The sequence below is a fragment of the Thermogutta sp. genome (assembly GCF_039793925.1).
In the GTDB taxonomy this organism is placed as follows: Bacteria; Planctomycetota; Planctomycetia; order Pirellulales; family Thermoguttaceae; genus Thermogutta.
Window position 1 is genome coordinate 47,195 of the sequence record NZ_JBAMME010000090.1, and the last position, 14,016, is coordinate 61,210.

Genomic DNA, 14,016 nt, shown 5'->3' on the forward strand with positions numbered 1-14,016 from the left:
GTTTCTCGAGCATCGCAGCGTCTTCCGTCTGGTGTGGGGACGCGACTATCGCGAGGAGAATGCAGCCGCCTTTGCGCGACTCCTTCAGGCCAACGTGCTGATTCACGGTCACGAACCCTGTCCGGAGGGATACGCCGCTCCCAACAACGTCCAGATCATACTCGACTGTTCGGCTGAGAAAGCCGGATACGTCATTCTGCCACTCGACCACCAGGAACCGTGGACCCATCAAGAAGTGCTGGCCCGCGTGAAACTTTTAGCATAACCGGAAAGACTTGTGGCAGCGCCGCGGTGGCTAGTCGTCTTTGCATCCTGTGTCGATTTTCCCGGTGGGATCATATTTAGCGAGTGCCATGATCCACTTTTGTTAAGTTTTCTTTAGTTTCGCTCTTCGGTCTTTACGATTCCCGCGATTCGCCTAAAATTGAACCGGTTTGATGCCGGAACCATCTGGCAAATGGAGAAAACGCATTTTGACCACGCTGCCACTTTATGCTTGGGAGGTTTCACGCCATGGTTTCCATCTCACGTCGTGATCTGTTGCGAGGACTGGGTGCCGCTTTCGGAGCTCTGTTCGCCGGCAGGGCTGGCAGCACAACGGCATCTGCGCAAGAGGCCTCAAGCCCGGGGACGTTTCGTTTTGTCCATCTGACCGACATTCACGTCCAGCCCGAATTGAAAGCTGCCGAGGGCATGGCGGCGTGTTTACGGCATGTGGCGCAACTGGATCCGGCCCCTGACTTTATCCTCACCGGAGGCGATCTGGTAATGGATGCCCTGGAACAAGACGTGCAGCGGACCACCCTCCTTTTCGAGCTGTTCACGCAGGTTCTGCGAGACAACACAAGCCTGCCGGTCCACCACTGTCTCGGCAATCACGACGTGTTTGGGTGGGGTAAAAAGCATGGGGTGACAGCAGAAACGCCCCGGTACGGAAAAAAGATGTTCTGCGAGGTTTTCGGCTACGAGAAAACCTATTACACATTCGACCACAAAGGCTGGCGATTCTTCGTACTGGATAGCGTCCAACCGTCAGATAAACTGCTCTACGAAGGAGGTCTTGACCCCGAACAATGGGAGTGGCTGGAGGAGCAGCTTCAGAAAAAACCAGCCAACATGCCCGGCGTTATCGTGAGCCATATTCCGTTCGTGACGGTAACCGTCCTGCCGGATGCCGTACAGGACTACCAGTTCCGTATTGGGGCGGCCAGCCTGTGCAAAGGCGCGCAAAAGGTTTCGTTACTGATTTCCCAGCACAATGTACGTTTGGCGCTTTCCGGACATATTCACATGGTCGACGAGGTCGAGTACCGCGGGGTCAAGTACGTGTGTGATGGTGCCGTTTCTGGTCGATGGTGGAAAGGCGCGAACAAGGGGTTTCCTGAAGGGTATGGAGTTTTTGACCTCAGCCCCGATGGCACCGTGAAGTATCAATACGTGACCTACGGGTGGCAAGCCGTTCAAACATGACTCACGCAGTCAGTTAGCGTTTTGTGACCGTACTGAGCCTCAGAGGCCCTTGGCAGGTCATTGCGAGAAGGAAGGGGGTGTGTTCCCAAACCCCGTAGTCAACGCACCATGCCCGTCACTTCACAGAGATCACCACGGCGGAGCACTGCCGTGGTTCAAGCTATGCTGGAATCCGGGACCACCTGTTGACATTCTTTTCCGCGGTTATTGTAATGGGGGGAACTCGGTGTCAGGTGATGGGACTAGGTGGTTTCAGGAACCGCTGGTAAACCCGGGGCCCGCCGAGAACCGCCAGCAGGTAGGCGAGATCTGACTCGCGCCACCAGCCGAGACTTGTCCGGCTCGTCTGCAGTTGTGGGAAGTAAGGTGGAAAGCTGGGAAAATCGGGTAGATTCAGGTTCAGCACAAACAGCGAACCACGCTCGCCGCTGGGCTGTGTGATGTCAAACGCCACCGCCGTTTTCGCCATCACGGTCACTTGCCGCCACGTAATCGTGCTGCCCAGATATAAACGAACTTCCCGACTAAAACGGGCTCCCGCCGGAGGCGGATTTGAGTTAAAGGGCTGGCCGGTGCCGAACTGGTCGAGTGTTTGTTCGAAGATTCGGGCTACTTCATTTGCAATTTCGATGGGCGATGGTGGTCTTGCCCGTCTTCGGTTCTGCCACAGCCATAAGCTGACTCCTCCCAGCAAGCTGGCGCAAACAGCCGAAACGCCGGCGGCGACCCACGCACGGCGTGAAATCCGACGCTTCGGGTGCACACACTCCACAGTATAGAGCGTCTGCCCATCGCACGCCACGTCTGACTCTGAAGTATCCGAGGTTCTAGAATCATCGCTCGCGCTGGCGGACAGGTTAGCGATCTGGGCTGCCAGGCGTGACAAAATACGTTCTTCTAGTCCCGATCGCAGTGGAACGGCGTGCAAAAGGCGTGCGAGATCGATGTCAAACTGTTGCAGTTCCCGCCAAAGGGAGGCCAACTCCGGGCGTGACTCGAGCCGCCTCTGTAATTCCTTCACCAGAGGGTCTTCCGGAGACCCCAGGCGCGGTCGCACACATTCGAGTAGTTCCCGATCGGAGATTTGTTTCGGGTCCCAATCCATCGAGTTTGGCAATGCGTTTGCAGTATTTGTTAGCTACTCTTCTCTTCCCTCACGAGCCATTATCCTGCCGAGTGGCCGCCAATACCTTCTTTCGGAGGGCTTCTTTCGCCCGGGACAATCGACTCATGACGGTCCCAATCGGGATCCCGAGGTGGTCGGCGATTTCCCGATACGATGCTTGCTCAAAATAGAACATCAGCAAAACGACTCGTTGTTCAGCGGAAAGCGACTGGAGTGCGTTCTGAATCAATTCGCCATCGACACCGTCATCATCACTGGACTCCAGAGCCATGATTTCTTCCGCTTGGTCACCCAGCGGGCGGACGATGGTCCCTCCACCCCGGCGATGCCTGACCAGGAACTGATTTCGCACGATGGTGAATAACCACGATCTGGCAAATTCCCGATTTGCGAGCTGGTGGATGTTCTTGACCGCGGCCAGGAACGTTTCCTGCGTGAGGTCCTCGGCGTCCGCCGCCGAGCCCGTGAGTCGGTATGCATACCGATACACGTCCTGCGCGTACCGCTTCACCAGTTGCTCGATCAAAGGCGGCACCGAATCCTCGGCCATGACCATCGTCCTTACACAAGATGCGCCCAATCGCGTTAATATTCCTTGCTCCATTATCCCGTTGGGAGCACCGGAGGAAAACAGCCAGGGCGAAGCGCTGTGTTGTTCTCTGTCGCCACGACGATCGGAACTATGGAATAATCCAAAGACCCGGGGAATAAATCTGGTTCGCCATGCATCCATTCCAATATACGCCTGCCGAATGGTGCTGGGCAGGTCAGGAGGGTTAGGTGTTTTTTAACGAAAGGGTTAACCTCATGAAGCGTCTGGCTGTGTTACTTGTGCTCTTGGGTCTCAGCGGCCTGTTCGTGGGTTGCCAAAGCCAAAAGAAAGAGGCGGCACCCAAACCGGCAGAAAAGCCTGCCGCCACTTCAACGGAACAGACGGGCGGTGCGCAACAGCAGTCCACAGAGCAGCAGGCTCCAGCGGGCAAGCAGGCCCAGGGCAGTGGTGAATCCAGCGGCGCGGCAACTGGCTCGCAGCAGTGACACGCAATTCCGGGCTGCCAAAGAGCTACGGGTGCCGGTAAGCGGGGAGTTGTGAAGTTTCCTCGCAGCGGTGGATCAATTGGCATACCCCTGCAGCCACAGTTCTGCAGGGGTTTTCTTTTTGCCAAAGACAGAGCACGGTGGGGGCCCTCCCTTCACCGCTTTCGACGACGAGATCCCGTGATGTTGATTCCTGGAGAGGGATGAATCGTGTTCCGCCGAGGCCCCCGCCGGCCGCGTCTGACGGCAATCAATCGCACCTCGTCCAGCGGTTTGCCGATCTGCTTCCGCAAGAGTTGAATCCGGTCACGAATGGCTGCCGCCCGCTCGAACTCCAGGGCTTCCGCCGCAGCCATCATCTCGGCTTCAAGTTCGGCAATATATTCCTCGGTTATGTATTCTACTTCATTTGTGCGGCCTACCATTGCATTCGCTCGAGCATGAGCAGCGGCCTCGGCTTCAATGCCCGCCCGGAGATTCTTGCGAACTGTTTCCGGCGTAATTCCGTGGGTTTTGTTATACTCTTCCTGAAGTTGCCGACGCCGCCGTGTTTCCTCCACCGCCCGCTGCATCGACTCGGTAATGCGGTCCGCATAGAGTATGACCTTGGCGTTGACATTTCGGGCGCACCGCCCGATCGTCTGAATGAGTGAGGTTTCGCTGCGGAGGAATCCCTCCTTGTCGGCATCCAGAATCGCAACCAGGGAAACCTCCGGCAGGTCAAGCCCCTCCCGCAAAAGATTAACCCCCACAAGGACGTCAAATTCTCCTTTTCGGAGATCTCGTAAGAGTTCCACTCGCTCAAAGGCGTCGAGCTCACTATGGAGCCATTTGCATCTGATGTTCTGCTTGGTCAGATAGTCTGCCAGATCTTCCGCAAGTCGTTTCGTGAGGGTTGTCACCAGGGTGCGTTCTCCTTTCGCCGCCCGCTCACGCACCTGGGCAATCAGGTGCGGAATCTGATTCTTAGCAGGGACTATCTCCACCTCCGGGTCAAGCAGGCCGGTGGGCCGAATAATCTGTTCCACGACCTCACCACCCGCTTGCTCGATTTCGTACGGCCCGGGCGTCGCGGAGACGAAAATTACCTGGTTGATTTTCTGCTCCCACTCCTCGAATTTGAGGGGTCTGTTGTCGAGCGCACTGGGCAGCCGGAAACCGTGCTCAACCAGGGTTAATTTCCGGCTGTAGTCCCCACCGTACATCCCACGGATTTGCGGAACTGTTACGTGGGATTCGTCCACAAACAGAAGAAAATCGTCTGGGAAAAAGCTAAAGAGCGTTTCTGGTGGACTTCCCGGAGGCCGTCCTGCCAGGTGGCGACTGTAGTTCTCGATTCCAGGACAGTAGCCCACCTCCTGCAACAACTCCAGATCATACCGGGTCCTGGCGCTGAGCCGCTGCGCCTCGAGAAGCTTTCCTTGACTTTTCAATTCGGCAACCCGCTGTTCCAATTCCTCCCGAATGCTCTGGATCGCGGCCTGGATGCGAGACTCTGGAAGAACAAAATGCTTGGCCGGATAGATGAACACCTGATCGTGCTTTTGCAGCACCTGCCCCGTCAGGGGATGGATCGAAGCAATCTGTTCCACTTCATCTCCCCATAATTCAATTCGATAAGCAAACTGCTCATAGCTTGGGAAGACTTCCACGCAATCCCCGCGGACTCGGAACCGCCCTGGCTGAAACTCGAAATCGTTCCGTTCATATTGAATATTGATCAACTTCATGAGGAGTTGGTCTCGATCAATAAACTGGCCGCACTGCACGCTGACCATCATGTTGCGGTAGTCCTCAGGGGATCCCAATCCGTAGATACACGACACACTGGCCACGATGATGACATCCCGGCGCGTCATCAGCGCACTCGTCGCCGCCAATCGGAGGCGATCAATCTCCTCGTTGATGGAGGCATCCTTCTCGATGTAAATGTCCCGCTGAGGGATGTAGGCTTCAGGCTGGTAGTAGTCGTAGTAGCTCACGAAATAATGGACCGCATTGTAGGGGAAAAACTCCTTGAACTCGGCATAAAGCTGCGCAGCGAGAGTCTTATTGTGGGACATGACAAGGGTTGGCCGCTGCGCAAACTGGATCACGTTCGCCATTGTGAATGTTTTGCCCGAACCGGTGACACCCATGAGCACCTGGGCCCGCTTTCCCTTTTGCAAACCTTCGCAAAGGGCAGCGATGGCCTTGGGCTGATCCCCCGCCGGCTTAAAAGGGCTTACCAGTCGAAACATCGTTCGCACCCAACCCGTAGATCAAGTAGGGACTCACGCATCGAGCGGTCAATGGGCGATAGCGTGCTGGTTTTCGTCCTGATCGCGAGACTGACAGTGACCCCCGACAACAAGCAACCCAGACAGCTGACTCCTTTCTCTCATTGTACCGCGGGGCGATAGGGACGGAGGCGTTCGATTGCCCCATTGCAGGGCACCACCTAAAATGGGGTAGATGGAAGCAGATTCCATATTCGAATTTTCCTGAAGCGCTATGGACGACGACATTTATCAGGAACGCATACTCGAACATTACGAATCCCCCTACCACAGAGGGAAATGCCCGGGGTGTACGCATTGCCATGAAGACCGCAATCCCCTGTGTGGCGATGTGGTCCGGATGGAATTGCGAATTGTGAACGGGGGAAAGATCGAGGACATCTATTTCGATGGGGAAGGTTGCTGTATCAGCCAGGCCGCCGCCTCGATGCTCACAGAGCTGTTCGATGGAAAAACTATAGAGGATGTTAAAAACTTCAGCGCAGAAGACATGCTGCGCTATTTTGGTCCGCGGTTGACCCCCAATCGGCAAAAATGCGCGCTGCTGCCATGGCGGGTTCTCCAGGCCGCCATTTATTCTCCCTGTGCCGAGGCGCCCTCGAACGGAAACACGCAAACGCTGCGCACCAACTAGCAATCGTCAGCTCTGGGTACCTATCAATCCCGGTTCGGAATCTAACACCTAATCGTCTTCCAGGACGTGCACTTCCGGGATGGTACTTCTAATTCCCATCCCAGCTTCTCTCTTGGAGACTTAGACGGACGTCGCCTGGGATTGTTTCTGCCCGCGCCGGAAATCTCTTGGCAGGTTAGTCTTCGGTCAGCAGGCCGCTAAAATTAAACGATGTAGCTTTCCAACGGTCTGAAAAACCTTTGCCCAGAAGAGCGGCATCCTGCGCACCGTGGGCTTTGCGAACGCTGAATCTCACGGTAACCGCACTGACTGACGACAACTGTTAAACTAACCACTCTTGGCTAGCTTTTTCATAACATTCCAGATAAGCGAGGTAAAAGATGACAATTTCTGAATCGGCTATTTCCTTCGATCCCTTGATTTACCGGCCGGATTTTCCCATTCTTCAACGAGAAGTCCATCCCGGACGTCCATTGGTCTATTTTGATAACGCGGCGACCACGCAACGACCGCGGCAGGTCATTCAGACCATTGTGGAGATGTATGAAAAGCATTATGCGAATGTCCATCGCGGTATCCACAGGTTGGCCGACGAGACGACCGAACTGTACGAAGAGGCGCGGCGACGGGTCTGTCGGTTCATTAACGGGCGGTCGGAAGAAGAAATCATTTTCACCTCCGGGACCACGGCCTCCATCAACCTGGTCGCGCGGGCATGGGGAGATGCCAATATCGCATCGGGTGATGAGATTCTGGTGACCGAGATGGAACATCATTCCAACCTCGTGCCGTGGTTTCAGCTTGCCGAGCGTCGGGGAGCCACAGTCCGCTACATCCCCATCAACGACCAGGGGGAACTAGTTCTGGATAACCTCCATACCCTCCTGACCGAGCGAACGAAGATCGTCGCGGTCACTCTGGTGTCGAACGTTTTGGGCACCATCAATCCGGTGGAATCTATCATTTCCGCCGCACACTCGGTGGGAGCGAAGGTTCTCGTGGACGGGGCCCAAAGCGTCCCGCACCTTCCGACAGATGTTCAAAAACTGGACGCGGACTTTCTGGCGTTTAGCGGGCACAAGATGCTCGGTCCTTCGGGAATTGGAGTCCTTTATGGAAAGCGTGAAATCCTCGAAGCAATGCCCCCGTTCATGGGCGGAGGCAGCATGATTCGGGAGGTGCGGCTGGATGGCTTTGAGCCCGGTGATCTCCCCTACCGATTCGAAGCGGGAACACCCCCCATCGTCGGCGCGGTTGGGTTAGGAGCCGCGATTGATTATCTACAAAAGATCGGCCTTGAACGGATTGCGGCCCACGAACACCAACTCACCCTCAAGCTGCATGCCATGCTCGCCGAAATGCCGCGGGTTCGCGTGTTCGGACCGACACCCGATAAAAAAGCGGGCATCGCCAGTTTCGTTGTCGATGGTATTCATGCGCACGATGTTGCACAGCTCCTGGATTCCGTAGGTGTTGCCGTTCGGGCTGGCCATCACTGCGCGATGCCGCTTCACAAACGGTTGGGGGTCGTGGCCACGGCACGTGTGAGCTTTTATTTCTACAACACGTTTGAGGAGATTGATCAATTGGCGGAGGGCCTCGAAAGGGCCCAGCGTATCTTCAAAAAGCGGAACTGGACACCAGTGAGCTAAGCTGTCCCTGTGGTCCGCTGGAGTTCCGAGGCAGCAAAAAACGGCAGCTTTCAACCTTCCACCGGTGTGGGCCGCGCTGATCATTGCTCTGCCGCCGCGAAACAAAAAGGCCTGTCCCGAAGATGCTTTCCCGCATCTCATGGGACAGGCCTCTGAGCCCTCGGTATCCACAACGTGGCTGGGGCTCGCATGTCGCACGTGATGACTTCCCTGTCATCAACGGGAAGGGGCACAACCGGCACGTGGCGAACCGAACTCAGTGCTGGTCGGTGGCCAGGAACCAACACTGAAGGCCCCACCCCTCGGCGACAGCTCGGACGGACAAACGTCTTTTTCTCATCACTTGCAACGGCTGATGGTGTACGCATTTACACATAGCCGAGGTGCCCTCCGTCATCCTGCGTTTCCATCATGCGCAAGGGCTTTCCGAGAGTCAAATGGACTATTTGTGCTTGAAGCCAATCGAATGGGCGCCAACCCATCGGAACCGAAAGAATGCTTTCACTCCCGGAAGGGGGAACCATTCCTCGCGGGTTTTGCTGTGAGCTAGCCTCCGAGCCGCGATCGAACGAAATTGGCAGTTCTGACCGCTCCGCCAGTCTCCCGAGGTTCAGCTGACCCCTTCTTGGTGGTATTTAAAGTGCCAGCGTAAGTGTTAGTGTTCGTGCGTACATCTTGGCAGCCAATAGGTAGTAGATCTGAAAGCGGACCACGGATTATGTCGTACCCTTCTGAAAAGTGGGATTAAACAGCCCATAAGTTGCGATAGGCGGACGCCGCCTTCGCCAGCCGAGAAGCCTTCTTCGTTATTTAGACGCGAGCGGGGCACCTGCCGTGATGGCACCCTCGGGAGGGACCTGGCCCGAGCAACGATTCCGAAATAGCGAACCTCCCCAGAACCAGACCGGACCCCGAAGGCCGCCTTTATAATGGGAACAAGCCCACCAGTTAGTGTGGCGATGGGGCTACTTTCCACGGGCGAGGGAGAAAGGGAAAAACAGGAAAAAATTATGCACTTTTTGTGTAGTGGTAGTCCTGCTCCCATCCTACGAGGGATGCCTAAGGCCAGAGGAACGGGTCCGCGTTATCGGCCCCCTTGAAGTCTTTTCAACGTGGCGCAACTTGCGCTGGTACCTAGTCTAAATAGCTCAGCCACAAGCTCTCGTACTGCTCAACGACGCGCGACCAATTGAAGCGTTCCTCCACCTGCCTCTGGTTGCGACGTCCCAAAAGCGCCCCGTATTTGCGATCACGATAATGTTTCAAAATTGCGCGCCGAAACTCGTCCTGATTCCTGTCACGGATGAGTTGATCCTCGCAAAGCGGTCCGAGAACTTCACGCACACCTTCTACTTCCACACACACGACTGGCTTGCCAGCGGCCATGGCTTCTAGAAGGGCATTGGGCATTCCTTCCCATAAAGAACTGAGGAGGAATAGATCGCAAGCTCGAATGATCGCCTGAGCATCGTCCCGAAAGCCCACCAGGCGAACATTCTCTTCTATCCTTTCCCTGGCAATGATCGACAGCAAACGTTCTTCTTGTGGACCTGATCCTACAATAACTAGGCGAAGGTCTCGTATCTTGCGCAAAAGGGGAGCTAATGTCATGAGCAGCCAATCGAAGCCCTTTTGCCGCTCCAGCCGCCCCACAGCGACCATGTAGAATTGGCCAGTCTCGGAAGCAACAGGTTGAACGTCGGCCCCAACGTGTTCGATCGCACAAACCCGTTCTCCGAAGCGTGTCTCGTGCGACACTTGGCGACTGCCGCCCCAGTGCGGCTGGAATAGTTTTCCTAAATCCGCGGGATTCTGACAACGAATCGCGGCAACATCCACAGCGTTGGGAATAACCGTCAGCTTGGACTCGGGGAGCATTCCCACTTCCGCCGAGAACTTGGCCACAGCCTCACTCACGCACACGTATCTGTCGACCCAGGTAGCCGTCAAACGATCGAGCCATAAATGCCAGGGGTGTTCCCGCTCTGCAACCCGAATGCCGCAGATCACCGTGGGAACTCCCGCTACTTTGGCAGCCAATCGCCCCAGGAAGTTCGCATGAAAGAGGAAACTCTGCAGAATCTTTGGCCGAAACGTCCGAAGGTGTCTCACAAGTTTCGCAACCCCCCCAGGCAGACTGAAGAGATTTCTTACCCTCAGGAATGAGACGGGAATCTGGCATCGATCAAGACGGTCGAGGAGGTGCCGACGGTGCGGAACCCCGGAGAGGACCACGACATGCGGATCAAAGACTTGGCGATTAAGCCGACATAGAAGTTCGACCATGAATTTTTCTGCTCCGCCAACCTCCAAATCGGTGATGAGAAATGTTATTCGCAAGGGAGGAGACATTGCTCACTTAAGCTTCAAGGGTCATCCGAGCTATAGGATCTGCTGATTTCGGGACAGGACTTTGTTCCTTTGTACCTCCGTATTATTTAGCCGGCTCTGTCCCGCTACAATGGGAAAGGGTGTTGGATAGGATGATGGTCTGGATCGCTGTTCGATGTTCGCAAATCACAACTGCCTTGCGACGCTTCTTATCGGTCCCACGGGGTCGGGGAAGACACCGCTTGGGGAGTTGATCGCTGCTCGGGGATTGCCGGATGGGCCGTACATCCATTTTGATTTCGGCCATCAACTCCGGTTGATCAAAAGCGGGGACGGTGCGGCACGCGCTCTCACCCGACCCGATCGGCAGACCGTCGCTGAGGTTTTGTCAACCGGGCGACTCCTCAAACCGGAAGAGGGCCACATTGCGACACAAATATTGCGATGGTTCCTTGACAATGTACGTTACCGAACCGCTCCGAAGACTCCGAAGCTTATTCTCAATGGGCTTCCGCGCACCGTAGAGCAGGCTACCCTCCTAGAGGCGATCGTTCGTGTGGAGAGAGTCGTTCTTTTGGAATGTGACTTCCAGATCGTCTGGGAGCGTATTCAGAAAAACACAGGTGGAGACAGAACCGGTCGGCAGGACGACACTCCAGAGCTCGTTCGGTTCAAATTTGAGCAGTACCTGGCGGAAACAAAACCTCTCGTTGATTATTATGCAAACCGCCATGTTCCTGTTTTGAGGACTGAAATTGACGTAACCACCTCCCCCGACCAGCTTTACCACTTCCTGGAGCGAACCCTTGAAGAGGATTCTCATAGACGTGTCACACGCTGGCAAGGCAACACAGCACGATGATGGCCATCTCCCCCCAAATTAAGGAATGGTGTGAGCGGTTGCACGCAGCCGGATTAGTTGTGTCGCGAGAGGCAGTCGAACAGATTTGTAAAGAGTCCTCTCCCCAGAGTTTCCCGGATTTTGTCGGCCGCCTCAAGCAAATCGGGGAGTTAACACACTGGCAGGCTGAGGAGTTGCTGGCTGGACGCAAGCGGTTCCTGATCGGCAAATATCGGCTTCTCCGGGCCCTCGGTCGTGGAGGAATGGGGGAGGTATTCCTCGCCGAGCATGTGACCATGGAACGTCGCGTGGCAATCAAACTGATCGATCCACGACTTCCCCCTCCGGCTCTTGAACGATTCTTCAATGAAGTCAGAATAATCGCGGCATTGGATCACCCGAACATCGTCCATGCGTACAACGTGGATTTGGAGAATGGCCGATATTACCTCGTCATGGAGTACGTGGAAGGTGTTGATCTGGAGCAGCTTGTTGCTACGGAGGGGCCTTTGCCATGGCGCAGGGCGGTGGGCCTGGTTCAGCAGGCGGCCACTGCACTTGGCTATGCTCATGATAAAGGGATCGTTCATTGTGACATCAAGCCTGCCAACCTGATGGTGACGCCACAACACGTGGTCAAGATCCTCGATCTTGGGCTGGCCAGGCTCCGCAACAGCCCTGCAGGGCACTCATCTGAAACGGCAGTCGTGGGAACGATCGACTACATGGCACCGGAGTTGGCCCTGCAACCGGAGTGCGTCGATGGACGCGTGGACATATACTCGTTAGGCTGCGTCCTTTTTTTCCTGCTTGCTGGAAAGCCGCCCTTCCCCGAGGGTAGCCTTTCTGAACGAATTGTGAAGCACCAGACAGCGCCCCCGCCCGACCTGAAAAAACTCCGACCCGACGTGCCCGAGGAATTGAATCTCCTCTATCGGAAATGCCTGGCCAAGCTGCCCGGCGACCGATTTTCGACGGCAGAAGAACTTGCCCGCTCTTTGAAGGTCTGCCTGGACATAGCGTCTCCGGGACTAGTCCGGGCAAAGGCGTTGCCAGTCGCAACACCCATCGAATCTCAAGTAGCATCCGTTCCCACCGTACACATCAACCAGGGTGAAGATCGTGTTGCGACTCAGGTCAGCACCGCGACCACCGTCGACCACACGTCCTCCACCTCAGCGACAACCTCTAAAACTTTACCTATTTTTTCCGTGTTTTCAAACAGCAACCTTTTGCCGATCGCGGGCCTCCTGGTTGTGACTCTAGCCGCCGGTGGTTTGCTCGTTTGGATAAGTTCTCACATCGGTGGAGCTCGCACATCGGAAGGTTTTCAGGAGCCTCCACAAGCCGTCAGTGCGCCAACACAGTCAGAGCATAGCGTCCCACCCAAGGGCCGCCCTGAAGATGACCCCGAAGAGTTCCGGCGACGGATTGAAGAGTGGATGAGAACCCAGGCGGTGAAGCAAACTGAATCCGGCGTACGTTCCCCGAAAGATAAGACCGGTCAAGACCGGCAGAAATAGGGAAAAATTCTCACCGGGGTCCGCGCACTGAGGCCGCCTCCCTCTTGCTTTGCCATTGACCAAGAAGCCGTCCTTTTGGATCTGCGTCTCTGCGGACCGGCTTCGGGGGTGATGCCGAAACACTTTCCCCACGGCCTGGAAAGGTCCCCGCGGACTTCCCTTAATCGTCAGCCGATAGTTGACGTCTGTGATCGTGGCGCGGTATATTGGCCCGTGATGCAGGATTCCGCATTGATCGCCGCCCAAGAAAGGAGGTTGGGCCGAATGATTCAAACTTTGGGAATCGTTGATGCCTGTTTTCACACCGACAAGGAACGTCGTCGGGCAGCAGGGCGATTGCATGGCAAGTCGGTTCTGGAATGGGTCTCTCGCCGAGCGACAGATTGTCAGCAGCTTGACGGCGTAATTGTCGTGACGACGGCTGATCCAGCCAACGACTTTGTGAAAGACCTCGTTCCATTAGACGTTCCCGTCTTCGCCGCCGAAGCTGATGACATTTTGTTCCTCTGGGTAAAAGCTCTCGAAGCCTATCCCTGTGAAAAATTCGTGCGCTTCGAGACGGTCTGCCCGTTTGTGGATAGGTTCCTGGTGGATCGGTTGGTGAAAGAAGCGCGTCGCCTTCCCGAACCAGCCGACTATGTCGGTTACAGAACTCAGGACGGCACGCCGGCCATGCTAAGCTCGGCGGTTCTTTACGGCGAACTCGTTCTCACCAAGACTCTCCATCGACTCAACGAGAAGCTTCGGAGTGCCGAGGACCGACAGCATCCAACGCGGTACATTTACACTCATCCCGATCGATTTCGTGTTCACTGGATCCCGGTTCCGGAGAAACTCGATCGTCGCGACATTCGCCTAGTGTTGGTGAACGAGGACGACTGGGAAGTGCACCAGATTATTGTGGACACCCTCGGCCCGGATTGCGATGGACATCACATTGCGGGGCTCATTGAGGGCTGCCCTTCCTTACGAAGGCAAATGGAAGCCATCAACCTGGGAGCAGGTCACGAGGGATTTGCAGCTCAGCATAATTTGACCGATCCCCATTCGGTTCGACGTCCTCGGTAAACCGGGTGACTCGTGCACCGCTCAGTTTGACGGTGTACCGCCGCTTTCCGTCCC

11 protein-coding genes and 1 pseudogene are annotated in these 14,016 nt (G+C 55.7%); 8 read left to right on the forward strand and 4 right to left on the reverse strand.

Annotated features, from left to right (window positions below; genetic code table 11):
- Both ABJK56_RS03465 and ABJK56_RS03470 read left to right on the forward strand, forming a co-directional pair.
- Window positions 1–265 (forward strand): annotated as a pseudogene (locus ABJK56_RS03465) (hypothetical protein); the annotation flags it as partial.
- A gap of 248 nt (window positions 266–513) precedes the next feature.
- Window positions 514–1,470, forward strand: a complete 957-nt coding sequence (locus ABJK56_RS03470; RefSeq protein ID WP_347243273.1) for a metallophosphoesterase — start codon at window positions 514–516, stop codon at window positions 1,468–1,470.
- 229 nt (window positions 1,471–1,699) lie between these two features.
- Here the strand turns inward: ABJK56_RS03470 and ABJK56_RS03475 are convergent, their stop codons facing one another.
- Together ABJK56_RS03475 and ABJK56_RS03480 are read right to left on the reverse strand one after the other, a co-directional pair.
- Complete coding sequence (locus ABJK56_RS03475; RefSeq protein ID WP_347243274.1) at window positions 1,700–2,491, reverse strand: hypothetical protein; 792 nt, start codon at window positions 2,489–2,491, stop codon at window positions 1,700–1,702.
- A 133-nt stretch (window positions 2,492–2,624) separates the two neighbouring features.
- Window positions 2,625–3,146, reverse strand: coding sequence for a sigma-70 family RNA polymerase sigma factor (locus ABJK56_RS03480; protein ID WP_347243275.1), 522 nt, complete (start codon window positions 3,144–3,146; stop codon window positions 2,625–2,627).
- Window positions 3,147–3,376: 230 nt separating this feature from the next.
- On the opposite strand from ABJK56_RS03480, the gene ABJK56_RS03485 reads away from it, so the two are divergent.
- Window positions 3,377–3,634 (forward strand): hypothetical protein, encoded by a 258-nt coding sequence (locus tag ABJK56_RS03485; protein ID WP_347243276.1) that lies wholly within the window; start codon window positions 3,377–3,379, stop codon window positions 3,632–3,634.
- Between the two features lie 155 nt (window positions 3,635–3,789).
- On the opposite strand, the gene uvrB is transcribed toward ABJK56_RS03485, so the two are convergent.
- Complete coding sequence (uvrB, locus tag ABJK56_RS03490) at window positions 3,790–5,874, reverse strand: excinuclease ABC subunit UvrB (RefSeq protein WP_347243277.1); 2,085 nt, start codon at window positions 5,872–5,874, stop codon at window positions 3,790–3,792.
- Window positions 5,875–6,127: 253 nt separating this feature from the next.
- Here uvrB and ABJK56_RS03495 point away from each other — a divergent pair, with 253 nt between their 5' ends.
- Window positions 6,128–6,547: an iron-sulfur cluster assembly scaffold protein gene (locus ABJK56_RS03495; RefSeq protein WP_347243278.1), complete on the forward strand. Its 420-nt coding sequence runs from the start codon at window positions 6,128–6,130 to the stop codon at window positions 6,545–6,547.
- Window positions 6,548–6,927: 380 nt separating this feature from the next.
- Window positions 6,928–8,199: a cysteine desulfurase gene (locus ABJK56_RS03500; protein WP_347243279.1), complete on the forward strand. Its 1,272-nt coding sequence runs from the start codon at window positions 6,928–6,930 to the stop codon at window positions 8,197–8,199.
- Window positions 8,200–9,333: 1,134 nt separating this feature from the next.
- Here the strand turns inward: ABJK56_RS03500 and ABJK56_RS03505 are convergent.
- The gene (locus ABJK56_RS03505) at window positions 9,334–10,551 is read right to left on the reverse strand and encodes a glycosyltransferase (RefSeq protein ID WP_347243280.1); all 1,218 of its coding nucleotides are present in this window, start codon (window positions 10,549–10,551) and stop codon (window positions 9,334–9,336) included.
- A gap of 154 nt (window positions 10,552–10,705) precedes the next feature.
- Between ABJK56_RS03505 and ABJK56_RS03510 the strand changes: the two genes are divergently transcribed.
- The 3 genes from ABJK56_RS03510 (at window position 10,706) to ABJK56_RS03520 (ending at window position 13,962) form a co-directional block, all read left to right on the forward strand.
- Window positions 10,706–11,392 (forward strand): nucleoside monophosphate kinase, encoded by a 687-nt coding sequence (locus ABJK56_RS03510; RefSeq protein ID WP_347243281.1) that lies wholly within the window; start codon window positions 10,706–10,708, stop codon window positions 11,390–11,392.
- The gene (locus ABJK56_RS03515; RefSeq protein WP_347243282.1) at window positions 11,389–12,894 is read left to right on the forward strand and encodes a serine/threonine-protein kinase; all 1,506 of its coding nucleotides are present in this window, start codon (window positions 11,389–11,391) and stop codon (window positions 12,892–12,894) included. The genes ABJK56_RS03510 and ABJK56_RS03515 overlap by 4 nt, the downstream gene beginning before the upstream one ends.
- A 264-nt stretch (window positions 12,895–13,158) precedes the next feature.
- Window positions 13,159–13,962 (forward strand): hypothetical protein, encoded by an 804-nt coding sequence (locus ABJK56_RS03520; protein ID WP_347243283.1) that lies wholly within the window; start codon window positions 13,159–13,161, stop codon window positions 13,960–13,962.
- Window positions 13,963–14,016: the final 54 nt, after the last annotated feature.